Raw genomic sequence first — 23,321 nt, 5'->3', positions numbered from 1 at the left:
CGCAGACCCCGAACCGGGCCGGACCGCCGGCGCCGGACGGGGCGGGCGGCAACGGTGGTGACCCTCGTCCCGCTCGCCGGCTGTGCGGGGCAGGCGCCCTCGGCACTCGATCCGGCGGGCGCCGGGGCGCAGCGCGTCGAGGGCCTGTGGTGGCTGCTGTTCTGGATCTCCGTGGTCGTCTTCGTCGAGGTCATGGCGCTGCTCGCCTGGGCGCTGATCTTCCGCCGGGGCGGCCGGACCCGGGTCCGGCACAGCCAGCCGCTGCGGTTCGTCACGATCGCCGGTGCCGGACTGCCGCTGGTGATCCTGGTCGCCGTGTACGGCGTCAGCCTGCGCGACCTCGCCGCACTCGGCACCGACCCCGGCCGCGACGCCCCGACGGTCGAGGTGACCGGGCACCAGTGGTGGTGGGAGGTGCGCTACGAGGGCGTCGCCGGCGCCACCGCCAACGAGATCCACATCCCGGTCGGCGAGCGGGTCCGGGTCCGGCTGCGCACCGCCGACGTACTGCACAGCTTCTGGGTCCCGCAGTTGATGCCGAAGACCGACCTGATCGCCGGCGAGACCCGCGAGACCTGGCTGCACGCCGACCGGGTCGGGCAGTACCGGGGGCAGTGCGCCGAGTACTGCGGGTTGCAGCACGCCCACATGGCCCTCATGGTCATCGCGGTGCCCCGGCCCGAGTTCGACGCCCGGCTGGCCCGGTTGGCGGCACCCGCCCGGGCGCCGAGCACCGACGCCGAACGGCGCGGGCAGCAGGCCTTCGTCCAGGGCACCTGCGCGGCCTGCCACACCGTACGCGGCACCGGCGCGCAGGGCCGGGTCGGTCCCGACCTGTCCGACGTCGGCTCCCGCTGGAGCATCGGCGCCGGCGCCGTCCCGAACGACGCCGGCCACCTCGGCGGCTGGATCGCCAACCCGCAGACGGTCAAGCCCGGCAACCAGATGCCGCCGCAACCGGTCGACGCCGCACGGCTGCCCGACCTCATCGCCTACCTGCGGTCCCTGGGCTGACCATGTCGATAGTGGACACACCGGCGCCGGGCGCCGACCGGGCGGACCTCGACCGCCTCGATGCGAACTGGGCCGAGCGGCCGTCGCTGCGGTCCTTCCTCACCACCGTCGACCACAAGCGGATCGGCCGCCGCTACCTGGTGACCGCCGCCGTGTTCTTCGCGCTGGCCGGCATCAGCGCCCTGCTGATGCGAACGCAACTCGCCAACCCCGGCGGCGACCTGCTGTCGCCGGAGCAGTACAACCAGCTCTTCACCATGCACGGCACGGCGATGATCTTCCTGTTCGCCACCCCGATGCTGTTCGGCTTCGGCAACTTCCTCGTCCCGCTGATGATCGGCTCGCGGGACATGGCCTTCCCCAGGCTGAACGCCTTCGGCTACTGGGTCTTCCTCTTCGCCGGCATCTTCATGTGGGCGAGCCTGCCGTTCGGCGCCGCCCCCAACGGCGGCTGGTTCGCGTACGTGCCGCTGACCGGCGGGCAGGCGACCCCCGGCCTGCACCTCGACGTCTACGCCCTCGGCCTGCTCTTCCTCGGCGTCTCGACCACCGCCGGCGCGATCAACTTCATCGTCACCGCGCTGAAGATGCGCGCCCCCGGCATGTCGCTCAACCGGCTGCCGCTGTTCGTCTGGGCGATCGTGGCCACCGCCTTCATGGTCATCTTCGCGCTGCCGGCGCTGAACCTCGACAACGCCATGCTCTTCCTCGACCGCCGCTTCGGCGCCGGCTTCTTCGACCCGGCCGCCGGCGGCAACGTGCTGCTCTGGCAGCACCTGTTCTGGATCTTCGGCCACCCGGACGTCTACATCATCGTCATGCCCGGCCTGGGCATCGTCTCCGCCGTCCTGCCCGCCTTCACCCGCCGTGGCGTGGTCGGCTACCCGCTGGTCGTCCTCGCCATCGTTGCGATCGCGATCATCTCGTTCGGCGTCTGGGCGCACCACATGTTCGCCGTCGGACTGCCCCAGGTGTCGTACGGCTTCTTCAGCGCCGCCAGCAGCATCATCACCATCCCGTCCGGCATCCAGATCTTCGCCTGGCTGGCCACCATGCTGCTCGGCCGGCTGGTGCTGCGGACCCCGCTGCTGTTCGTGATCGGCTTCATCATCACCTTCGTACTCGGCGGCGTCACCGGCGCCATGTTCGCGCTGACCGCCTTCGACCAGCAGGTCACCGACTCCTACTTCGTCGTGGCGCACTTCCACTACGTCCTCGTCGGCGGCGCGGTCTTCCCGATCCTCGCCGGCATCTACCACTGGCTACCGAAGATCACCGGCCGGATGTACGCCGAACGGCTCGGCCGCTGGGCGTTCTGGCTCGTCTTCGCCGGCATGCACATCACCTTCTTCCCCATGCACCTGTACGGGCTCTTCGGCATGCCGCGCCGCGTCTACACGTACCCGGCCGGCCTGGACTGGGACGGCTGGAACCTGGTCAGCACCGTCGGGGCGTACCTGCTGGCGGTCGGGTTCCTGGTCGTCGTGGTCGGGGTGGTGCACGCGATACGGCGCGGCCGGCCGGCGCCGCCCGACCCGTGGGGCGGCGACACCCTGGAGTGGTCGACCGACTCGCCGCCGCCGGCATACAACTTCCCGGTGGTCCCCCGGGTGCACAGCCTGCACCCGACCTGGGACGCGCGCACCGCGGAGTCGACCGGGCCGGGCGCGACCGCGGACCGCGTCCTCAGCGAGGGCCGCCGCACCCCGCTCACCAGCGAACTGGACGGCCGGTACGAGCGCCCGGTGGAGATGCCGGAGGCGAGCGTGAAGCCGCTCGTCCTCGCCCTCGCCCTGCTCGCCCTCTTCGTCTCGCTGCTCTTCGCCTGGTATCCGGTCGCCGCCGCCGCGGTGGCCGTCGTCGCCGGCACCGTCGCCGCCTGGCTCTGGCCCGGCCGCCGCCCGGAGGCCCGCACATGACCCCGCCCGGCGGGATCGCGACGACGACCAGCCCGGAAGCGCTCAGCGCCGAGCTGCCGGTCGGCCGCTCCACCGGCTGGTGGGGCATGGTGCTGTTCGTCACCACCGAGGCGACCCTGTTCGCCTGCCTGCTCGGCAGCTACTTCTACCTGCGCTTCCAATACGGTCCACAATGGCCGCCGGGGGACATCCCCGACCCGGCCCTGCTGCGCCCGCTGGTGATGACCGCCGTACTGGTCCCCAGCAGCCTGCCGATGCTCTGGGCCGAACGCGGCCTGCGCCGCGGCCAGCTCTGGCGGGTACGCGCCGGACTGACCGCCAGCATGCTGCTCGGCCTGACGTTCCTGGCGTTGCAGGCCACCGAATACGCCGAGCTGCTCACCGAGTTCACCCTCACCACCAACGCCTACGGGTCGCTGTTCTACGTGATCACCGGCTTCCACGGCCTGCACGTCCTGATCGGCGCGACGATGATCGCCTGGGCGCTCACCACCACCCGCGGCGGCCTCGACGCCCGACGCGACGACCGGGTCCGCAACGTCGCCATCTACTGGCACTTCGTCGACATCGTCTGGCTCGGCATCCTGTTCACCATCTACCTCTCGCCCCGGCTGTGATGAGCGCGGCACCCGGTCACCGCGCCCGCCTCGCCGGCGGACTGCTCGCCTGGTACGGCGTCCTCGGCGGCGCGGTCGCCTGGGCGGTCCACCTGTTCGTCGGCTGGGGCGTCGACGAACTCACCTGCGCCGCCGGCATCCACCGCGTCGCCGGCCTCCCACCGCGGGCCGTCATCGGACTGGCCGTGGTCGTGCCGGCCCTGGTCACCGTCGGCGCGTTGCTGGCCGCCGTACTGACCTGGCGCCGCACCGGCCGGCCGGCCCGGGCCGGCGGCGACCCGCGGTTCGCCCGCGCCCGGATGCTCGCCCTGCTCGGGATCTGGGGCAACCTGCTCTTCCTCGCCATCATCGTGCTCGGCGGGATCGCCGTGCTGGTGCTGCCGTCATGCCACTGACCGCCGCGGACCCCGCGCCCGCCGCCGTGGCCGGCGGCCTGCTGTCGACCCTGGTCGTCAGCCTCGTCTGCCTCGCCGTCGCCGGCTACGGCCGCGGCGTACACGAACTGTGGTCCCGGCACGGCACCGGCCGGATCGTGCCGGTCCGGCGGGCCGCGGCCTTCGCCGGCGGCGCCCTGATCGTGCTCGCGATCGAGGGCGGGCTGCTCGACGACCTCGCCCACGGCTCGCTCGCCGGGCACATGACCCAGCACATGGTGCTGCTGCTGGTGGCCGGCCCGCTGCTCGCCGCCGGCGGCGCCGGCCTGCCGCTGAGCCTCGCCACCCCGCTGCGGCTGCGCCGCCGGCTCGCCCGGTGGCGGGCGGCCCCCGCCGTCCGGTCGCTGCGCCGCCCGGTGGTGTACGCGTCGCTGGCCGGCGCCGGGCAACTGCTGGTGCTGTGGGTCTGGCACCTGCCGGTCCCGTACGTCGCCGCCCTCGAACACCCCGTCCTGCACGGCGTCGAGCACCTGTGCTTCGTCTTCGCGGCGTGGCTGCTCTGGACACCGGTGGTCGGCCCGCCCCGGCACCGGCCGCCGGCCCCGGTCGGGACGCTGCTGCTCGTCACCACCATGCTGCCGGCCACCGCACTCGGCGCCGTGCTCACCTTCGCCACCCGGCCGGTCTACCCGGCGACCGTGTACGGCGCCGACCCGCTGGCCGACCAGCAACTCGCCGGCCTGCTGATGTGGGTGCCGATGGACGTCGTCCTGCTGGTCGCGGCGCTGGCCGGACTGCTGCGCTGGCTCGCCCGCCCGGACGGCGACCCACCGGTGCCGGCCGACGACCGGGTCGCCGTGCCCGGGGCACCGACCGAAGGGGCAGTCCGTTGAACAACCGGATCCTGTGGCCGCTGCTGGCCGTGCTGCCGATCGTCGCCGCCGTGCCCGGCTGCGGCCGTACGACGCCGCCACCGGTGTCCCGGCCGGACAGCGGCCACCCCGAACGGGGCGCCGAACTCATCGCCCGGTACGGCTGCGGCTCCTGCCACACCATCCCCGGCATCGACGGGGCGGACGGTCTCGTCGGACCGCCGCTGACCCGGTTCGGCGCCCGCTCGTACATCGCCGGCGAACTGCCGAACAGCGCCGAGAACCTGAAACGCTGGATCACCGACCCGCAGTCGGTCGAGCCGGGCACGGCCATGCCGAACCTCGGCGTCGACCCGATCGACGCCGAGGACATCGCCGCCTACCTGCACACCCTGGACTGAGCGATGGAGATGCCGCAGCGCGGGAACCGGCGCCGGGCCCTGGCCGTGGCGGCGGTGGCCCTGCTCGCCCTCGGCCCGGCCGCGATCACGCCCAGCACGCCGGCTCCCGCCGCGATCACGCCGGCTCCCGCCGCGATCACGCCGGCTCCCGCCGCGATCACGCCGGCTCCCGCGGCGGTCCGGCCGGCCACGATGGCCCCGGCGGCGGTCCCGCCGGGCGCCAGAGCGCCGGCACCGACCGGTGCCCCGGCACCCGACGGCGCCGACCTGTACCTGCGCACCTGCGCCAGCTGCCACGGGGTGCAGGGGCAGGGCACCCAGCGCGGGCCGTCGCTGGTCGGCGTCGGCCCGGCCTCGGTCGACTTCCAGCTGGGCACCGGCCGGATGCCGCTGAAAGACGAGCGACAGCAGCCGACCCGGCACGAGCCGGTCTTCTCCGCCGCCGAGATCGCCGCCCTGGTCGACCACGTCGCCAGCTTCGGCGGCGGCGGGCCGCGGATCCCGGACCCCGCACCGGGCGACGTCGCCGCCGGCCGGCAGATCTTCGCCGCCAACTGCGCGCCGTGCCACTCCGCCACCGGCTCCGGCACCGACCTGACCAACGGGCTGGTGGCACCACCGCTGTACGAGGCGACGGCGGTGCAGATCGCCGAGGCGGTCCGGGTCGGTCCCGGACCGATGCCCGCCTTCCCCGCCGAGGTGCTCACCGACCGGCAGGTCGACGACCTGACCAGCTACGTACGCCTGCTCCAGAGCGAGCGGCTCGACGTCGGCGGCAACCCGCTGGGCCGGCTCGGGCCGGCCGCCGAGGGCCTGGTCGCCTGGCTGATCGGGCTGAGCCTGCTGGTGCTCGCCGTCCGCTGGCTCGGCACGAGGGCCGACCGGTGACCGCCCGCCGGATCGGCGCCGCGTTCCTGGTCAGCACCCTGGGCGCGGTCGGCTTCGCGACGACGTACGCGCTCGGCGGGAACACCCGCTGGGAAGGCGTCAGCCTCGCCGTCGCCTTCACCGGACTGGCCCTGGGGCTGGCGATCTGGGCCCGCCGGCTGATCCCGACCGGCGGCCACGTCGAGGAGCACGAGTCGTTCAGTCCGCCGCCGCAGGAGCGGGTCCTCGCCGCCGCCGCACTGACCACCCCGGACAGTCCGCCCCGCCGGCGCGGGCTGCTCGCCCTGCTCGGCCTCGCGGTCACCGCGATCGGCGCGGCCGCGCTCTTCCCGCTGCGCTCACTGCTGCCGTACGACCGGACCCGGCCGCAGCAGGCGCTGCGCGACACCCCGTGGGCGGCCGGCGTCCGGCTCGTCGACACCGACGGGCGGCCGCTGCGCCCCGCCGACGTACCGGCCGGCACCATCGTCGGCGTCTTCCCCGAGGGGCACGTCGACACCGGTGACGGGCCGGCGTTCGCCGTACGCCTCGACCCGCGCCGCTTCTCCCGGCCGCCGCCCGCCGGCGACCTCGACGGCCTGGTCGTCTACTCGATGCTGTGCACCCACGCCGGCTGCCCGGTCCGCCTCTACCTCAACGGCACCGGCCGGGTGCTGTGCCCCTGCCACCAGTCGTCGTTCGACCTGCTCGCCGCCGCCCGCCCGGTCAGTGGGCCGGCCGCCCGCGCGCTACCCGGCCTGCCCGTCGAGGTCGACCCGGACGGCTTCCTGCGCGCCACCGGCGACTTCACGTCCCCGCCCGGCGCCGGCTACTGGGGCCGGCCGTGATCGTCGGCCGGTTCGTGCGCGGGCTCGACGACCGGCTGCGGGTCTCACCGGTCGCCCGGCGGGCCCTGGCCAAGGTCTTTCCGGACCACTGGTCGTTCATGCTCGGCGAGATCGCCCTCTACGCGTTCGTCGCGCTGATCCTCACCGGCGTCTACCTGACGTTCTTCTTCGAGGCGAGCACCGCCGACCGGGTCTACGAGGGCGGCTACGCCCCGCTCGACGGCACCACCACCTCGGCCGCGTACGCGTCGACCGTGCGGCTGAGCTTCGACGTACGGGCCGGGCTGCTGGTCCGGCAGACCCACCACTGGGCGGCGCTGGTCTTCGTCGGCGCGATCGTGCTGCACCTGCTGCGCATCTTCTTCACCGGCGCGTTCCGCCGGCCCCGCGAGATCAACTGGCTGGTCGGCGTCACCATGCTCGCGCTCGCCCTGCTCAACGGCTTCACCGGCTACTCGCTGCCGGACGACCTGCTCTCCGGCACCGGACTGCGGATCATCTACTCGGTGGTCGAGTCGATCCCGGTCGTCGGCGCCTGGGCGGCGTTCCTCGCCTTCGGCGGCGAGTTCCCGTCCGACGAGATGATCCCGCGGATGTTCGTCAGCCACGTCCTGCTGGTCCCCGGCATCCTCGTCGCCCTCGTCTCGATCCACCTGGCGATCCTGGTGCGGCAGAAGCACAGCCAGTTCCCCGGCCCGGGCCGCACCGAGCACAACGTCGTCGGCTCCCGCTTCTGGCCCGGCTACACCCTGCGTACGCTCGCGCTCTTCGCCTGGGTGCTGGCGGTGCTGTTCGCGCTGGGCGGGCTCGCCCAGATCAACCCGGTCTGGCTGTACGGCCCCTTCGAACCGTCCCAGGCCACCTCGCCCGCCCAGCCCGACTGGTACGTCGCCTGGGCCGACGGCGCCCTGCGCCTCTTCCCGCCGGTGGAGTTCCGGATCTTCGGCCACCTCGTACCGGCGCCGTTCTTCCCCGGCGTCGTGCTCGGCGGCCTGACCTTCGCCGTCCTGTACGCCTGGCCGTTCCTGGAACGGCGGTTCAGCCGCGACGAACTGCCGCACCAGTTGCTCGACCCGCCCCGCCGGCACCCGGTACGGCTCGGCGTCGGCGTCGGCGCGATCGTCTTCTTCACGCTGCTGGTGCTCGCCGGCGCCGACGAGATCATCGCCCGGCTGCTGCGGGTGCCGCTGGCCGACGTGGTGACGGTGCTGCGGGTGTCGGTCCTCGTCCTGCCGGTGGTCGCGGGACTGGTCGCCTACCTGGTCACGCGGGCGCTGCGCGGTGGCGACGCGGCCGGGTTCGGCGACCTGACCCGGGCCGAACTGCGGCGGGCGGCCACCCGCCGCCGTACGGCGGCCGCGCCACCGCCCGCGTCAGCGCCTGCCGAGAAGGCCACCGGGCGGGAGCCGGGGGAGCGGGTCGAGGTGTGGCCGGAGCGGGGTGTCTGGAGGTGGCGGTACCACGCGGCGGACGGCGGCGTCGTCCTGACCGGCAACCGCGCCGCCACGTCCGAGGCGGCGGCCACGACGGCCGCCCGGACCGCCTACCCCGGCGTGCGGACGGTACGGGTACCCGGACCGGGGCCGGTCGGTCGGCCCGCCCCGGTACGGTCCGGGCTGCGCCGGTGGGGGAGACGCGTGGCGTGGGGCGCCCTGCTGGCGGCGGCGCTACGCCGCGGGCGCGGCGGGCGGGGCCGCGACCGGCGCGGCTGAGCGCCCGGCACGACGCTAGGCCCGGACCACCCGGCGCCTCGCCGGCCGGGCCGCCGCGACCAGCACGGCGGCGGTGACCACGGCGAGCGCCAGCGTGGCGACCCCCGAGACGAGCAGCGTGCCGGCGGCACCCAGCACGGCGGCGAGCGGACCGCCCACCGCGGCACCGGCCGGCATGACGGTCATCGTGATCGCGCCGCGGGCGGCCAGCAGCGCGGGCAGGTCGGCCGGGTCGGTGGCGTTCTGGAACAGGGCCAGGGTGAAGGCGGGGAACGGGCCGTAGGCGAGCCCGCCGAGGGCGAACAGCGCCAGGGTCGGCGCCGCCGCGTCGAGGAAGCCGAACGGGATCAGCGTGAGGCCCCACCCCGCGATGACGGCGACGACCAGCGGCCACTGTCGCGTCGTACGCAGCATCCCGCCCAGCAGCCCGCCGACGATGGCCCCGACCCCGAAGACCGCCCAGTACGCGCCGAGCAGGCCGGCGGACCCGTGCAGGTCGTGGGTGACGTAGAGCGGGAGCGCGACCTCGACCGGACCGTAGAGGAAGACGAACCCCGCGGTGACCGCCAGCAGGCCGGCGAGGTGCGGGCGCCGGGCGAGGAGCCGGAAACCGGTGGAAAGCCGTGGCCGCCCGGATGCCGCCGCCGTGTCGGGAAGGTTGATCCGCAGGACCTGGACGCCGAGGAAAGCCCACGTGAGAGCGTCCAGGCCGAGTACGACGGCGGCGTCCACGAATCCGACGAGTACGCCCGCCAGCGCCGGGCCGACGACGATGCTGACCTGCTGGGCGGTGCTCACCAGCGAGTTGGCGGGCAGCCGGCGGCCGGCGTCGAACAGCCGGCTGACGATGGTGTAGAGCCCGGCGTTCCCCCAGGCTCCGAGTACGGACGAGACGGCGAGCAGCCCGATGTAGCCGGCCACCCCGAGACCGCCGGCGAGGTGCAGGACCGCGACGGTGCCCAGGGCCACCGCGCGCAGGCTCGCGCTGAGGCTGACCAGCCGCCGGGCGTCCAGCCGACTGAGCCAGGGGGCGAGCAGGACCGCGCCGACCGCGGCCGGCAGCGCGTACGCCGCGACGGCCGCTCCGACGACCAGCCCCTCGGTGCCGGGCGGGGCGAGGGTGAGTGCCACCCAGACCAGCGCCACGACGGACAGGCCGTCACCGAGGAAGGAGACGAGGGCGGCCGTGGCGAGCCGCCGGAATCCGGGGTCGCTCAACACGGTGCGGTAGCCCTCGGGGAGGAGCCTGCCGGGTGCGGTCACCGGTGCACCTTCGTACCTGAACCCGGGTTGAGGTCAAGCGCGGTGTGCACGACACCGTCCACGCCGGACGAGCCGACCTGAGCCCGGGGTGTTCCGCGCGGACGTCGCCGTCGGGCGCGGATCCCGGGGCAGGTTGGTGTCGGGGTCCACAGCGAATTCGGCGTAACCACAGCGAATTCGCTGTGGGGCAAAACAGCGATACCCCGTCCCTACGGCGGCCGGCGGGTGGCCCGCCCGACCCGGCACGCCGGACGTCCCGGAGACCGGACGAGCGACAGTAACATCAACATCCATCTCTGGCCCTGTCGCTCCGTCCGAAGGACCCCCTCCATGACGAGCAAGCCCGCGCGTACCCTCGCCGCCGCGTTCCTGGCCCTCGCCACCGCCGCCACGTCGGCGCTCGCCGCCGTGGCCGCCACCGCGGTCGTCGCCACCCCGGCCCACGCCGCCGGCCCGCAACCCCACTTCCAGCTCCCGTTCCCCTGCGGTGAGACCTGGCGGCTCGCCACCTACTACGGCCACGACGACTACGACATCGACATGACCTTCACCGGAGGCGGCAGCAGCGGCCGGCCGATCCTCGCCTCGTACGGCGGCACGGTCACCTTCGCAGGCTGGGGCAGCAGCGCCGGCTGGCACGTCGTGATCGACCACGGCGGCGGCTGGCAGACCCGCTACATGCACATGATCGAGCGGCCGCCGGTCGCCGCCGGCCAGTGGGTGGCGACCGGCCAGGGGATCGGCCGGGTCGGCAGCACCGGCAACTCGACCGGCCCGCACCTGCACTACGAGCAGATCCGCGACGGGGTCCGCAGCGAGGCGTGGTTCAACGGGGTCCCCTCCGGCATCACCTCCGACGGCAGCCCGCACACCGGACCGCTGTACGTCTCCGGCCCCGTCTCGGCGCCCCGCAACGTCACGAGCAACAACTGCGGCAGCACGGCCCGCCAGGTCTGGGAGGCGGCCAGCAACGCCGGCTGGCGGCCCCTGCCGGTCAGCGGCAGCGCCGGCTCGGTCACCGGGTCGGCGACCGCCGCCATCACCCTCGGCGGCACGAAGCTGATCTACACCGTCAACAACGGCAACGTCTACGAGGCGGCCAGCAACACCGGCTGGCGCAACCTGTGGACCGGCATCTCCGGCGTCAGCGGCAACGCCCTGGCCGCGATCACGGTCGACGGCGTCAAGTACGTCTACACCGTCGCCGGCGGAAACGTCTACGAGGCGTCCAGCGCCAACGGCTGGCGCAACCTGTGGACCGGGATCTCCGGCGTCAGCGACAACGCGCTCGCCGCGATCAACGTGAACGGCGTCAAGTACGTCTACACGGTCGCCGGCGGGACGGTGCACGAGGCGTCCAGCGCGAACGGCTGGCGCAACCTGAACTCCGGGATCTCCGGCGTGAGCGCGAGCGCGCTGGCGGCGTTGAACGTGGGTGGGGTCAAGCACGTCTACACGGTCGTCGGCGGCATGGTGCACGAGGCGGCGAGCAACAACGGCTGGCGCAACCTCAACTCCGGGATCGGCGGGGTGAGCGGGAGCGCGCTGGCGGCGTTGAACGTGGGTGGGGTGAAGCACGTCTACACGGTCGTCGGCGGCATGGTGCACGAGGCGGCGAGCAACAACGGCTGGCGCAACCTCAACTCCGGCGTCGGCGGCTCGGCCGTCTCCGCGACCACCCTCGACGGGGTGAGGATCCTCTACACGATCTGACCGTGCCCGCCCGGCCGGCCCGGCACCGGGCCGGCCGTGGCACGGCTCCGGGGCCGGCCACGGCCGGCGGGACCGGCTACGCGGGAGGCTCGGCGGCGGCGGTGGTGCTGGACCGGGCGGTCAGCGCCGGGGCGAGCAGCGTCGCGTCCGGCACGGCCGTGCCCGCGAGCTTGCGCATGAGCAGCGACACCGCGTTGCGGCCCACCTCCTCGGCCGGGATCGGCACCGACGCCAGGGCCGGGCGGGTGCGTTCGGCGACCTGGTCGGGGCAGATCGCGACCACCGACACGTCGCGGGGGACCCGCCGGTCGAGCATCGGCAGGACCGCCATCACGTGGTCGACCGCCGCCTCGTTGTGCACCACGATCCCGGTCAGTGCCGGGTCGCCGGCGAACAGGTCGACGAGCGCCTCCCGTACGGCGGGGTAGTGCTCCTCGCACGGTCGGGCAACGGCGGCGACGCCGTGGGCGGCGGCGGTCTCCAGGAAGCCGGCCCGGGTGCGGTGGGCGAAGCCGGTGTCGCGTTCGTAGACGACGCCGGGGGCGCCGAGCAGGGCGAGCCGGCGGTGGCCCAGCCGCACCAGGTGCTCGACGCACAGCGCGCCGGCCCGGTGGAAGTCGAGGTCGACGCAGGTGAGGCCGCGCGCGTCGGCGGGGAAGCCGATCAGGACGCTGGGCCGGCCCAGTTCGCGCAGCACCGGGACCCGGGGGTCGGTCATCTCCACGTCCATCACGATGACGCCGTCGACCATCGCGCTGGCGGCGATGCGGCGCAGCCCGGCCGGCCCCTCGTCGGCGGTCATCAGCAGCACGTCGTGATCGAATTCGCGGGCGCCGGTGACCACCGCCGTCACCAGTTGCATCAGCACCGGCAGGTGCATGCCGGTGCGCAGCGGCAGCACCAGCGCGATCACGTTGGCCCGCCGGCTGGCCAGCGCCCGGGCCCCGGCGTTCGGGTGGTAGCCGAGCGCGCTGATGCTGCTCAGCACCCGTTCCCGGGTGGTGGCGGAGATGGCCCGCTTGCCGGACAGGACGTAGGAGACGGTGCTGACGGCGACCCCGGCGTGCCGGGCCACGTCGGTGATGGTGACCAGGTCGGCGGGTTTGGGTGCCGTGGCGGCGGGATCTGACGAGGTCACTGTGCGCCCGTACCCTTTCCGACCGGATCCGGGGCGCCCCCGGCGAACGCCAACGTGCTCACCGTAGCGCCCGGCGCGCCGAGGGTGAGGTAGAGGTCGTGGACACCGGCCGCCCCGGTCAGCGCGGCGGTGACCTCGGTCCAGCTGTGCCGGGTGGCGGTGGCGGGCACCTCGAACACCGCGGCGACGGGACCGGACAGCGGGTCACGCAGGCGCAGTTCGACGCGGGCGCCGCCGGCGGGGGCGGCGGCCCGCAGGGTGGCGGACCGGACCCCGGCCCCGATCTCGACGTCTTCGAAGGCCAGCCAGGCACCGGCGCGTACGGCGGTGGCCGCGTCGCCGTGCTCCGGCCCCTCGTCGGTGAGCACCGTCGCGTACTCGCCGTCCCGGCCGGCCGCCCGTACCGGCGCCGCCGCCGGGTCGCGGGGCGCGACGACGTCGCCGTGCACGGTCAGCGTGGCCGTCGCGGTGAGGTCGACGCAGGAGCGGCCGACGGCCACCGTGTGCCGGGCCGACTCGACGACCGGCCGGCCCGACGACACGTCGAAGAAGGCGAGGTCGGCGGCGCGCAGTGGCAGGCTGACGGTCACCCGCTCGCCGGGGGCGAGCCGGACCCGGCGGAAGCCGCGCAGTTGACGCAGCGGCTGCTTCACCCGGGACCGCCGCTGCCGGGTGTAGAACTGCACGACCTCCTCGCCGGGGCGGTCGCCGACGTTGACGACGTCGACGCTGATCTCGACCTGCCCGTCGGCGTCGACCGTGTCGGCGCTGAGCCGCAGGTCGCGGTGCGCGAACCGGGTGTAGCCGAGGCCGTGCCCGAACGGGTAGAGCGGGGTGCCGCGGAAGTAGAGGTAGGTCGCGTCCGAGCCGATGATGTCGTAGTCGAGCAGGTCGGGCAGGTCGGCGTCGGAGCGGTACCAGGTCTGCGGGAGGCGACCGGTCGGCTCGACCGGCTCCCCGTCCGGGGTGCCGCCGAGCAGTACGTCGGCCAGCGCCGACCCGTACTCCTGGCCGCCGTGCGCGGTCCACAGCACGGCCGGCAGGTGGTCGTGCGCCCAGCCGACCGCGTACGGGTAGCTGCTGGTCAACACGAGCACGGTGCGTGGGTTGGCGGCGTGGACCGCGCGCAGCAGCGCCTCCTGCGTCGGCGGGAGGGCGAGGTCGGCGCGGTCCTCGGTCTCCCGGCCGCCGACCATCGGATGGTTGCCGAGCACGACCACGGCCACGTCGGCGGCGCGGGCGGCCGCGACGGCCGCCTCGATCCCGTCGGTGACCAGGTCGACGACGAACGCGGTGGCCTCTTCCGGCGTCGCCGCGTCGGCCCGCAGCGCACCGTCGTCACCGGCGCGCACGTAACGGTCGCCGGCCACGTGGCGCAGCAGCGTGCCGGTGCCGCACCGGACCGGTTCGAACGTCTCGCGCACGATCCACTCACCGGGGCCGGGCCGGTCGTCGACCAGCGCACCGGTCTCGTCGGCGCGTACGTAACGGCCGCTGTCGACGGCCCGCAGCGTCACCGTGCCGGCACCCCAGTCGACCACGTCGAACTCGGTGCCGGTGGTGCCGTCGCCGACCCGCAGCGGCTCACCGGCCGGCCCGGCCTGCACCGGTCCGGCGGTCGTCGACAGCGTGATCCGGTCGACGCCCTCGGCGAACCGTACGGCGTCGGCGCCGAGGCGGTCGGCGAGCCCGGCGCGGGCGGTGACCGCGTACGGCAGGGTGCCGCTGTACCAGTCGGCCAGGACGGTGTCGCCGAGCGGTCCCAGTACCGCGACCGCCTGCTGTGGACGCAGTGGGAGCAGCCCGTCGGGGTTCTTCAGCAGTACGGTGCCCCGGCGGGCCGACTCGCGGGCGAGCCGCTGGTGGTCGGTGCAGTTGACGACGTCGGCGGTGGTGGCGGCGTACGGGTTGCCGGCCGGCGGGTCGAACTCGCCGAGCCGCATCCGGACCGCCAGGATGTGCCGGACGGCGGTGTCGACGTCGGCCTCGTCGATCAGCCCGCGCTCCAGCGCCTCGGTGATCCGCTCGACGGTCGGACCGCTGCGGTCGTCGTCCTCGGTGAAGCAGTCGATGCCGGCGCGCAGGGCGGCGCCGAAGCCGGTGACATGGTCGGGGTGGTATTTCTGGCTGGCGGCGATGTTGGTGACGGCGCCGGCGTCGCCGACGACGAGGATGTCGTCGGCCGTCCAGGTGCGCAGTTCACCGGCGATCAGCGGGCTGAGGTGGGCGGGCCGGCCGTTGACCAGGTTGTAGGAGGCCATCACGGCGACCGCCGCCCCGGCCGCGATCGGGGCCCGGAACGCGGGCAGTTCGTACTCGTGCAGCACCCGCGGCGGCAGGTCGCTGGAGGTGCGTTCGCGGTCGGTCTCGTTGTTGTAGCCGAGGAAGTGCTTCAGGGTCGGGGCGGTACGCAGGTAGACGGGGTGGTCGCCGCGCAGCCCGGCCGCGTAGGCGGTCCCGAGCAGGCCGGTCAGCCACGGGTCCTCGGCGTATCCCTCCTCGTTGCGGCCCCAGCGCGGGTCGCGTAGCGGGTTCACGACCGGGGCCCAGACGTTGAGGCCGACGGCGTCGGGGTCCTTGTGGTGGAAGGCGCGCACCTCCTCGCCGACCGCCGCGCCGACCCGGCGTACGAGGTCGGGGTCCCAGCTGGCGCCCAGGCCGACGGCCTGCGGGAAGGCGGTGGCCGGGCCGAGCCAGGCGACGCCGTGCAGGGCCTCGGTGCCGGTGCGGAACCCGCCGACACCGAGCCGGGGGACGGGGGCCTGGTTCTGGTGCAGCAGGGCGATCTTCTCGGCACCGCTCAGCCGGGAGAGCAGGTCGGCCACCCGGTCCGGCGTCGGCAGGTCGGGGTCTCGGAAGGTGCCGGGTGCCGTGTCGTCCATGGTGGTGCTCTCCTCGGCCTGCGAACGTCGAACATTCGAAGCGCTTCGACAATGATCCGGAAAGTGCTCCGCCGAACACGCGGTTACACCCGTGTTTCGAACGGAGCACTCTGAGGCTGACACCGGGCGTCGGCCCAGTCAAGAGAACCGGGACGAATCCCCGATGTCAGGGAACGGCGGGCAGGTGCCCGGCCTCCACCCGGTCGAGCGCCCGGGCCGCGCCACCCACCGCGGCGGCGCCCGCGCCCAGGGTGGACACCGCGACCCGGCACGCGTCCGGGGTGGACACCCGGGCCCGCACCTCGGCCTCGGCGGCGGGCAGCAGCCACGGCGCGAGCGGCACGAACGACCCGCCGAGCAGCACCACCCGCGGGTCGAGGAGGTCGGCCAGGGTGGCGACGGCGTGGCCGAGCCGGCGGCCCGCCTCGGCGAGCGCCGCGTTCACGGTCGCGTCGCCGGCCCCGGCCAGCGCGACGATCCGCTCGATCTCCGGGGCGTAGTCGACGACCGGGCCGTCCGCCCCGGTGTCCGGCAGCGCCCGGCGGACCAGGGCCGGCAGCCCGACGTACGCGTCCAGGCAGCCACGCCGGCCGCAGCCACACTCCGGGCCGGCCGGGTCGAGTTGCAGGTGGCCGATCTGCCCGGCCCGGCCGTGCCCGCCGCGCAGCGGCCGGCCGTCGACGATGATCCCGGCGCCGACGCCGACGCCGCCGAGCAGGTGGATCAGGTCGGGGATATCGGCGTAGCCGCCGTCGCGCTGCTCGGCCAGGGCGGCCAGGTTGGCGTCGTTGTCCACCGCCACGTCGTACGCGGGGCGGCGCAGTGCCTTGACGAGCTGGGCCCGCAGGTCCAGCTCGGGCCAGCCGACGTGGGGCGCGAAACGGACCGTGTCGTCGGCGGCCACCAGCCCGGGTACGGCGACGGTGAGACCGAGGATCTGCCGCCCCTGCCCGGTCACCTTCCCGACGACCCGACCGGCCAGCGCCGCGACCGCGGCCACCGCCTTGCCGGGCGGTCCGGTCAGGGGAGAGGCGCGCCGCCAGGACAGCAGCCGCTCGCCGGCCAGGTCGATGGCGACCGCGGTCATGTGGTCGGCGGCGACCTCGATGCCGACGGCGGCGTACGGCCGGCTCTCCAGGGTCAGCATCGTCGCGGGCCGGCCGATGCGGTTGGCCACCAGGCCGGTCTCGCGCAGCAGCCGGCGGTCGAGCAGGTCGGTGACGAGGCTGGACACCGTCGCCTTGTTCAGCCCGGTCGACGCGGCGATGTCCGCGCGGGAACAGGGTGCGTGTGCACGTACATAACGCAGGACGACGGTGAGGTTCGTCGTCCGTACGTCGGTCAAGTCGGCCGCCTGTGCGGCGCCCCGCGTCCCGATCACGTCAGCTCCGCCTTCCGCCCCGGCCCGGTCGGGGCACGTCCACTATGCCGCACCCGCACCTCCGGCAGGAAACCTCTCCCGCGGACGTCCGGGCCACGACACGCTCACTTGTGAGCCTCTTGACCGTCGACTATTTTGTTTGGCTACCAGCCAAACAAAGTCTAGCGGGAGTTCCTGCCCCGTCGACCCGTTTCGAGAGGAGCGCGCCGTGACGACACCCACGGGCGCCGCAACCAACCGCCGGACCTTCCTGAGCCTGCTCGGCCTGGGCGCCGCGGCCGTCGCGGGCGGGGGACTGCTCACCGGTTGCAGTGAGAAGTCCGCCGGCGGTGGCGCCACCCAGAACCTCGACCGGCTCGCCGGCCTGCTGCCCGAGCAGCGGGCACTCACCCTCGACATCCCCAAACCCGACATCGTCGGCACCCGGCCGGTGCCGGACGGCTACTCCCGGTTCCCGGCCAACCTCTTCGACGCCATCACCGACAAGCCCGGCACCAGCGGACAGCAGATCAGCGCGATGATGCCGGCCTGGGGCCCGGCACCGCCCAGCGGGGCCAACAACGCCTACCTCACCGCCGTCAACGCCGAACTCGGCACGCCGATCGACTTCAGCGTGCAGGACGGCAACACGTACGCCGAGAAGCTCGGCGCCCTCCTCGGCGCCCGGGACGTACCCGACCTGCTCTGCGTGCCCGGCTGGGAGATCAACAAGCTGCCCCGGTTCGCCGACGCCGTCGGCGCGCTGTTCGAGGACCTGACCCCCTACCTGCAGGGCGGCGCGGTCGGGGCGTACCCGATGCTGGCCACGTTCCCCACCGGCGCCTGGCGCCACGCGTGCTGGAACGAGCGGCTGATGGCGATCCCCAACCCGACCGACGGGCCGTTCCCCTGGATGCTCTTCCACCGCCGCGACCTGCTCACCCAGCTCGGCCTGGCGGCGCCGAAGACCATCGACGAACTCTTCGAGATCGGCAGGCAGGTCACCGATCCCGCCAAGGGCGTGTGGGCGTTCGACGACATCTTCCCGATGGTGCAGATGTTCCACAAGGTGCCCGGCAGCAAGGAGGGCTGGCGGCTGAAGTCCGACGGCACCCCGGAGTTCAAGTACGAGACCGCCGAGTACAGGCAGGCCGTCGAGTTCATGGCCAAGGTCTACCAGGCCGGCCTGGTCCACCCCGACATCGTCGCCAGCAAGGGTGCCGACGCCAAGCAGCTGCTGCAGAGCGGCAAGATCCTGTTCAAGCAGGACGGCACCGGCATGTGGCAGCCGATGCAGGCCGAGCAGCAGAAGGTCACCCCCGGCTTCGACATCCAGCCGGTGCCGCTGTTCTCCGCCACCGGCGGCGACCCGCTCGCCTGGGGCAACGACGAGCCGATCTCCTACACCTTCATCAAGAAGGGACTCGGCAAGGACCGCGTCGAGGAGTTGCTGCGGGTGGTCAACTGGTGCTCCGCGCCGTTCGGCACCAAGGAGTTCGACCTGCGCGAGTACGGCGTCGAGGGCGTCCACCACACCCGCAGCGCCGACGGGCCGGCCAAGACCGAACTCGGCTTCAAGGAGATCCAGAACCAGTACTTCTTCGTCAGCGGCCGCAGCCCGGTCATCCAGCCGACCCCGCAGACCCCGAACTTCGTACAGGACCTGCTCACCTACTCGAACACCACGGTGCGCCACCTGGAGAAGGACCCCTGGGAAGGCCTGAAGTTCGAGATGCCGGCGAAGTACAAGGCCGCGGCCGTACCCACCGAGGACAAGATCACCGACATCGTCCGGGGCCGCCGGCCGATCAGCGACCTCGACGCGGTCGTCAGCGAATGGCGGGCCGGCGGCGGTGACGAGGCCCGCGAGATGCTCGGTACGGCGCTGTCCGACGGCAAGTGAGCAACGACCAGGTCAGCCGGACGCCGGCGGCGGTGCCACCGCCGCCGGCCACCCGGCCGGCCGCCGAACCCGGCACCCCGCCGGCCGACGTCGCGCCGGCCGGCCGTAAGCGGTCGTCCCGCCGCCAGCCCCGCCTGCCGCTGCGGGCCCGGCTGCGGCGCGACTGGCCGCTGCTGGTCATGGTCGCCCCCGGCGCGCTGCTGCTGCTGGTCTTCCACTACCTGCCGGTCCTCGGCAACGTCGTCGCCTTCCAGGACTACAACCCCTACCTCGGTGACAGCTCCCTGGAGGCGCTGTTCCAAAGCCCGTTCATCGGGCTGGAGAACTTCGACGCGCTCTTCTCCGACCCGGCGTTCTGGGACGCGCTCTGGAACACCCTGACCATCACCGCGTTCCAGCTGGTGTTCTTCTTCCCGCTGCCGATCGCGCTGGCGATCGTGCTGCACAGCATCCTGTCCACCCGGCTGCGCATGTTCGTGCAGACCGTGGTCTACCTGCCGCACTTCTTCAGCTGGGTGCTGGTCGTGACGTTCTTCGTCCAGATGCTCGGCGGCGCCGGCCTGCTCGCGCAGGAACTGCGCGAGGCCGGGCTCACCCCGCCGGAGATCATGACCAACCCGGACACGTTCATCGTGCTGGTCACCGCCGAGGTGGTCTGGAAGGACGTCGGCTGGGGCACCATCGTGTTCCTCGCCGCGCTGTCCACCATCGACCCCAACCTCTACGAGGCGTCCGCGGTCGACGGCGCCGGGCGCTGGCGCCGGCTCTGGCACATCACCCTGCCCGGCCTGCGGCCGGTCATCGTCCTGCTGCTGATCCTGCGGCTCGGCGACGCGCTCTCGGTCGGCTTCGAGCAGTTCATGCTGCAACGCGACGCGGTCGGCCGGCAGGCGGCCGAGGTCCTCGACACGTTCGTCTACCACCACTCGATCATCACCGGTGACTACGGCTTCGGCGCCGCCGCCGGCCTCTTCAAGGCCGTGGTCGGGCTGATCCTGATCCTGGCCGCCAACAAGTTCGCCCACGCGCTCGGCGAACGGGGGGTGTACTCGAAACAATGACCGCCACGCTGCCGACCGTGCCCCCGGCCACCCGGCCGCCACGCCGCCGCCGCAACGCCCGCCCCGCCTGGGAGGAGAAGCCCGGCGTCGTCGGGCAGACCGCCAAGGGCGGCGTCCTCGCCGTCGTGGTCCTCGCCGTCCTCGTCCCGATGTGGGTCGTCCTGGTCACCAGCGTCTCCTCGCAGGAGACCATCAACGCCGCCGGCGGCCTGGTCGTGGTGCCCCGCGAGATCGACCTGTCGGCCTACCGGACGATCTTCTCCGGCGGGCAGATCAGCCAGGCGCTGTGGATCAGCACGCTGGTCACCGGCGCCGGCACCGCGGTCAGCCTGGTGGTGACCGTGCTCGCCGCGTACGGGTTGGCCCGGCCCGGCACGGTCGGGCACCGCGGGCTGCTCTTCTACTTCCTGCTGACGTTCCTGGTCTACCCGGGGCTGGTGCCGAGCTACCTCGTCGTCACCGGCATCGGGCTCAAGGACAGCCTCTGGGCGCTGATCCTGCCGACCGCCCTGAACGTCTTCAACTTCGTCGTCATGCGGGCGTTCTTCCAGAACATCCCCGGTGAACTGCTCGACAGCGCCCGGGTCGACGGGGCGGGGGAGTTCCGCATCCTGTGGCGGATCGTGCTGCCGCTGTCGAAGGCGGTGATCGCGGTCGTCGGCCTGTTCTACGCCGTCGGGTACTGGAACGTCTGGTTCAACGCGCTGCTCTACATCGACGACAACGAGAAGTTCCCGATCCAGCGGGTGCTGCAGAGCTTCATCCTGGCCGGGCAGACACCGCAGACCTCCGGCGCCACGGTCGGCGTCAGCATGCCGCCGACCCTGGCCATCAAGATGGCCGTGGTGGTGGTGACGGTCGCGCCGATCGCCCTGGTCTACCCGTTCGTGCAGCGGCACTTCACCCGCGGCGTCATCATCGGCGCGATCAAGGGCTGAGCGGGTACGGACGGCGGCGCCGGACCGGCCGCGTGGCCCGCGAATCGGTGATCGCGGGCCACGCGGCTCTGCTCAGTGCCGCTCCGCCACCAGGGTGCCGTCGGTGACGGAGAGCCGCGCCGCGGCGCCGTCGACCACCACCCGCCCGGGCGCCGTCGCGCCGCTCACCGCCGGCAGCGCGATCCGGCGTACCCGCGCCGGGCCCTCGACCGTCACCGTCAGGGTGTCGCCGTCGCGGATCGCGGTCACCGTCGTGTCGCCGTCGACATCGCTGATCACCGTACGGCTGTCCACACCGCCCCAGCTCACCACGGTGATGTCGGTGAACGGGCCGTCCGGGATCGTCTCGGCGACGGCGACGGTCGGCACCAGGGCGCCGTACCGGACGAAGAGCGGGACGCGGTCGAGTTCGGCGCGGATCCGGTGGTGCCGGCCGCCGGTGACCACCTCGCCGGTGTCGAAGTCGATCCAGTCGCCGGCCGGCAGGTAGGCGAACCGCTCGGGCTCCGGGGTGACGATCGGGGCGACCAGCAGGTCCGGGCCGAGCAGGTATTCCAGCTCGGCGGTCCAGGCCGCCGGGTCGTCCGGCGCGTCGACCAGCAGCGCCCGCATCATCGGCGCCCCGGTGCGGGCCGAGGTGACCGCCGCCGAGTACAGGTACGGCAGCAGCCGGTAGCGCAGCTTCAGCGCCTCGACGGCCAGCGCGGCGGCGTGGGCGGGGAAGTTCCACGGCAGCCGGCTGGTGGTGCCGTGGAAGCGGACCAGCGGCGACAGCGCCGCGAACTGTGCCCAGCGCACGTAGAGGTCGTCGGTCGGCGTACCGGTGAAACCGCCCGCGTCGTGCGACCAGAACGGCACCCCGGACAGGCCGTGCGACAGCCCGCCGCGCAGCGTGCTCGCCATCGCCGGGTACGTGGCGCTGGTGTCGCCGCCCCACTGGGCGGAGTGCCGCTGCCCGCCCAGATACGACGAGCGGGCCCAGACCATGCCGTGCCCGGCGACCTCGCGGGTGACCTGCGCGGCGGCGTCGTTGAACAGCAGGGTGTAGACGTTGTGCAGTTCGGTGCCGGTCATCCCGTTGGCGGCGACCGCGTCGGCCGGCACCCCCTCGGCGAAGTCGGTCTTGAAGACCGCGACGCCCTGCTCGAGCAGCGGCCGCAGCAGCCCCTGGTACCAGGCGGTCGCCTCGGGGTTGGTGAAGTCGACGATGCCGCAGGCCGGGTACGACCCGTGCCACACGTCGGCGACGTACGTCGAACCGTCGGGCCGCCGCAACAGGTAGCCGGCCGCCTCGGCGGTGGCGAACAGCGGGCTGAGGTGGCTCAGGTACGAGTTGATCCACAGGCAGACCCGGAAGCCCATCCCGGCCAGTTCGGCGAGCATGGCGTCCGGGTCCGGGAACGCCTGCCGGTCCCAGGCCAGGTCGGACCAGTGGCCGTCGGTCTGCCAGTAGCAGTCCAGGTGCAGCACGTCGCACGGGATGCCGTCGGCGCGCAGCCGCCGGGCCCGCTCCAGCGCCGCCTGCTGGCTGTCGGCGAAGAACCCCGACGACATCCAGGTGCCGAACGCCCACTTCGGCGGCAGCAGCGGCCGGCTGGTCAGCCCGTCGTAGCGGTCCAGGACCTCCGCCGGGGTCGGGCCGGCGATGACGTAGTAGTCGAGCAGGTCGTCCGGTACGAGGATCTGCACGCAACTGTGCGTCGACTGGCAGATGTCGAACTCCACCGGCATCCCGCTGTCGACCAGGATGCCGTAGCCGCGATTGGACAGATAGAGCGGGACGTTCTTGTAGGCCCGGTCCGACTCGGTGCCGAAGGCGTCGAAGTTCCACATCAGCGCGCGCTGGCCACGCTTGTCCAGCGGGGTGAACTTCTCGCCGAGCCCGACGAACCGTTCGTCGGCCTGGGCGGTGAAGCTCTCGTGGTACGCCACGACGGCCCCGCCGGACAGCGACCGGCCGAACGGCAGGGTACGCAGCCGTCCGCTGATGTCGCGCTCGCCGCCGTTCTGCTCGACGAGCGGCCGGCCGGTCCGGTCGAGGAACCGCAGCCGCCACGGGTCGAGGGTCACCTCGGCGACGACCCCGCCGGCGTCGATCAGGACGCGGCCGTCGACACCGCGTACGTCGGCGGCGTAGCTGCCCGGGGTGACCAGGGTCGCGACGCGGGCGGAGCGGGAGCGGGCCTGCGGGTCGTCGCTGAGGCGGACCCGGACGACGCCCTCGCCGGCGGCGTCGAGCCGGACCAGCAGGGTGCCGCCGTCGGAGGTGGTGGCCTTGACCACCGCTCCGGTGGCGTCGAGCGACACCACCTCCGCGCGGGTCACGGCGGAGAGTCCCTGCTCGCCGGGCGGCCGTACCGGCAACTCGGGCGGGTCGGCCACGAAGACCTCGTGGGGGACCAGGGGCGGGCGGTACGGCATGCGTGCTCCTCAGTTGTT

Annotated in this window: 18 protein-coding genes; 13 read left to right on the top strand and 5 right to left on the bottom strand. The window is 73.5% G+C overall.

Translation table 11 applies throughout. The features are described 5' to 3' along the window. The first annotated feature begins 54 nt into the window (after positions 1-54). The 9 genes from coxB to QCD66_RS20490 are packed head-to-tail and all read left to right on the top strand — an operon-like array spanning position 55 to position 8,624. Entirely contained in the window at positions 55-1,014 is a 960-nt protein-coding gene (gene coxB, locus QCD66_RS20530; protein ID WP_407566740.1) for a cytochrome c oxidase subunit II, read from the top strand. Between the two features lie 11 nt (positions 1,015-1,025). After that, a complete protein-coding gene (gene ctaD / locus QCD66_RS20525; RefSeq protein WP_375737155.1) occupies positions 1,026-2,933 on the top strand; it encodes a cytochrome c oxidase subunit I in 1,908 nt (635 codons plus the stop codon). Beyond that, entirely contained in the window at positions 2,930-3,550 is a 621-nt protein-coding gene (locus tag QCD66_RS20520; RefSeq protein ID WP_375737154.1) for a heme-copper oxidase subunit III, read from the top strand. The genes ctaD and QCD66_RS20520 overlap by 4 nt, the downstream gene beginning before the upstream one ends. Further along, positions 3,550-3,945 carry a hypothetical protein gene (locus QCD66_RS20515; RefSeq protein WP_357544011.1) on the top strand — a complete coding sequence of 132 codons (396 nt, stop codon included), beginning with the start codon at positions 3,550-3,552 and terminating at the stop codon, positions 3,943-3,945. The genes QCD66_RS20520 and QCD66_RS20515 overlap by 1 nt, the downstream gene beginning before the upstream one ends. Beyond that, positions 3,936-4,817 carry a cytochrome c oxidase assembly protein gene (locus QCD66_RS20510; RefSeq protein WP_407566739.1) on the top strand — a complete coding sequence of 294 codons (882 nt, stop codon included), beginning with the start codon at positions 3,936-3,938 and terminating at the stop codon, positions 4,815-4,817. Before QCD66_RS20515 ends, QCD66_RS20510 begins: the two co-directional genes overlap by 10 nt. Further along, entirely contained in the window at positions 4,814-5,197 is a 384-nt protein-coding gene (locus QCD66_RS20505) for a c-type cytochrome (RefSeq protein ID WP_357544013.1), read from the top strand. Before QCD66_RS20510 ends, QCD66_RS20505 begins: the two co-directional genes overlap by 4 nt. A gap of 3 nt (positions 5,198-5,200) precedes the next feature. Continuing rightward, the gene (locus QCD66_RS20500; RefSeq protein ID WP_375737278.1) at positions 5,201-6,085 is read left to right on the top strand and encodes a c-type cytochrome; all 885 of its coding nucleotides are present in this window, start codon (positions 5,201-5,203) and stop codon (positions 6,083-6,085) included. Beyond that, the gene (locus QCD66_RS20495) at positions 6,082-6,912 is read left to right on the top strand and encodes a ubiquinol-cytochrome c reductase iron-sulfur subunit (protein ID WP_375737279.1); all 831 of its coding nucleotides are present in this window, start codon (positions 6,082-6,084) and stop codon (positions 6,910-6,912) included. The genes QCD66_RS20500 and QCD66_RS20495 overlap by 4 nt, the downstream gene beginning before the upstream one ends. Continuing rightward, positions 6,909-8,624 (top strand): cytochrome bc complex cytochrome b subunit, encoded by a 1,716-nt coding sequence (locus QCD66_RS20490; protein WP_407566738.1) that lies wholly within the window; start codon positions 6,909-6,911, stop codon positions 8,622-8,624. The genes QCD66_RS20495 and QCD66_RS20490 overlap by 4 nt, the downstream gene beginning before the upstream one ends. Before the next feature lie 15 nt (positions 8,625-8,639). Here the strand turns inward: QCD66_RS20490 and QCD66_RS20485 are convergent, their stop codons facing one another. After that, complete coding sequence (locus QCD66_RS20485) at positions 8,640-9,887, bottom strand: MFS transporter (RefSeq protein ID WP_407566737.1); 1,248 nt, start codon at positions 9,885-9,887, stop codon at positions 8,640-8,642. Positions 9,888-10,217: 330 nt separating this feature from the next. Here QCD66_RS20485 and QCD66_RS20480 point away from each other — a divergent pair, with 330 nt between their 5' ends. Then, complete coding sequence (locus QCD66_RS20480) at positions 10,218-11,600, top strand: M23 family metallopeptidase (RefSeq protein WP_407566736.1); 1,383 nt, start codon at positions 10,218-10,220, stop codon at positions 11,598-11,600. 76 nt (positions 11,601-11,676) lie between these two features. Here QCD66_RS20480 and QCD66_RS20475 read toward each other — a convergent pair whose 3' ends face one another. The 3 genes from QCD66_RS20475 to QCD66_RS20465 form a co-directional block, all read right to left on the bottom strand. Beyond that, positions 11,677-12,738 (bottom strand): LacI family DNA-binding transcriptional regulator, encoded by a 1,062-nt coding sequence (locus QCD66_RS20475; protein WP_375735921.1) that lies wholly within the window; start codon positions 12,736-12,738, stop codon positions 11,677-11,679. Further along, on the bottom strand, positions 12,735-15,620 hold the full coding sequence (locus QCD66_RS20470; protein ID WP_375735922.1) for a glycoside hydrolase family 3 C-terminal domain-containing protein: 2,886 nt from the start codon (positions 15,618-15,620) through the stop codon (positions 12,735-12,737). The genes QCD66_RS20475 and QCD66_RS20470 overlap by 4 nt, the downstream gene beginning before the upstream one ends. 166 nt (positions 15,621-15,786) lie before the next feature. Next, complete coding sequence (locus tag QCD66_RS20465) at positions 15,787-17,001, bottom strand: ROK family transcriptional regulator (protein ID WP_364206742.1); 1,215 nt, start codon at positions 16,999-17,001, stop codon at positions 15,787-15,789. Between the two features lie 208 nt (positions 17,002-17,209). Here QCD66_RS20465 and QCD66_RS20460 point away from each other — a divergent pair, with 208 nt between their 5' ends. The 3 genes from QCD66_RS20460 to QCD66_RS20450 are packed head-to-tail and all read left to right on the top strand — an operon-like array spanning position 17,210 to position 20,882. Then, positions 17,210-18,883, top strand: a complete 1,674-nt coding sequence (locus tag QCD66_RS20460) for an extracellular solute-binding protein (protein WP_364206740.1) — start codon at positions 17,210-17,212, stop codon at positions 18,881-18,883. Continuing rightward, a complete protein-coding gene (locus QCD66_RS20455; RefSeq protein WP_364206738.1) occupies positions 18,880-19,944 on the top strand; it encodes an ABC transporter permease subunit in 1,065 nt (354 codons plus the stop codon). The genes QCD66_RS20460 and QCD66_RS20455 overlap by 4 nt, the downstream gene beginning before the upstream one ends. After that, positions 19,941-20,882: a carbohydrate ABC transporter permease gene (locus QCD66_RS20450; protein ID WP_364206736.1), complete on the top strand. Its 942-nt coding sequence runs from the start codon at positions 19,941-19,943 to the stop codon at positions 20,880-20,882. Before QCD66_RS20455 ends, QCD66_RS20450 begins: the two co-directional genes overlap by 4 nt. 72 nt (positions 20,883-20,954) lie before the next feature. Here the strand turns inward: QCD66_RS20450 and QCD66_RS20445 are convergent, their stop codons facing one another. After that, positions 20,955-23,303 (bottom strand): TIM-barrel domain-containing protein, encoded by a 2,349-nt coding sequence (locus tag QCD66_RS20445; protein WP_375735924.1) that lies wholly within the window; start codon positions 23,301-23,303, stop codon positions 20,955-20,957. Positions 23,304-23,321 lie beyond the last annotated feature (18 nt).

The sequence above is a fragment of the Polymorphospora sp. A560 genome, assembly GCF_045781765.1.
Classification (GTDB): Bacteria; Actinomycetota; Actinomycetes; order Mycobacteriales; family Micromonosporaceae; genus Polymorphospora; species Polymorphospora lycopeni.
This window is presented reverse-complemented; position numbering and strand designations above follow the sequence as displayed.

Excerpts from the sequence above, each read along its gene's own strand:
- QCD66_RS20470 (WP_375735922.1), bottom strand. The coding sequence starts at position 15,620 with ATGGACGACACGGCACCCGGCACCTTCCGAGACCCCGACCTGCCGACG.
- QCD66_RS20515 (WP_357544011.1), top strand. The coding sequence starts at position 3,550 with ATGAGCGCGGCACCCGGTCACCGCGCCCGCCTCGCCGGCGGACTGCTC.
- QCD66_RS20520 (WP_375737154.1), top strand. The coding sequence starts at position 2,930 with ATGACCCCGCCCGGCGGGATCGCGACGACGACCAGCCCGGAAGCGCTC.
- QCD66_RS20510 (WP_407566739.1), top strand. The coding sequence starts at position 3,936 with ATGCCACTGACCGCCGCGGACCCCGCGCCCGCCGCCGTGGCCGGCGGC.
- QCD66_RS20445 (WP_375735924.1), bottom strand. The coding sequence starts at position 23,303 with ATGCCGTACCGCCCGCCCCTGGTCCCCCACGAGGTCTTCGTGGCCGAC.
- QCD66_RS20480 (WP_407566736.1), top strand. The coding sequence starts at position 10,218 with ATGACGAGCAAGCCCGCGCGTACCCTCGCCGCCGCGTTCCTGGCCCTC.
- QCD66_RS20500 (WP_375737278.1), top strand. The coding sequence starts at position 5,201 with ATGGAGATGCCGCAGCGCGGGAACCGGCGCCGGGCCCTGGCCGTGGCG.
- QCD66_RS20450 (WP_364206736.1), top strand. The coding sequence starts at position 19,941 with ATGACCGCCACGCTGCCGACCGTGCCCCCGGCCACCCGGCCGCCACGC.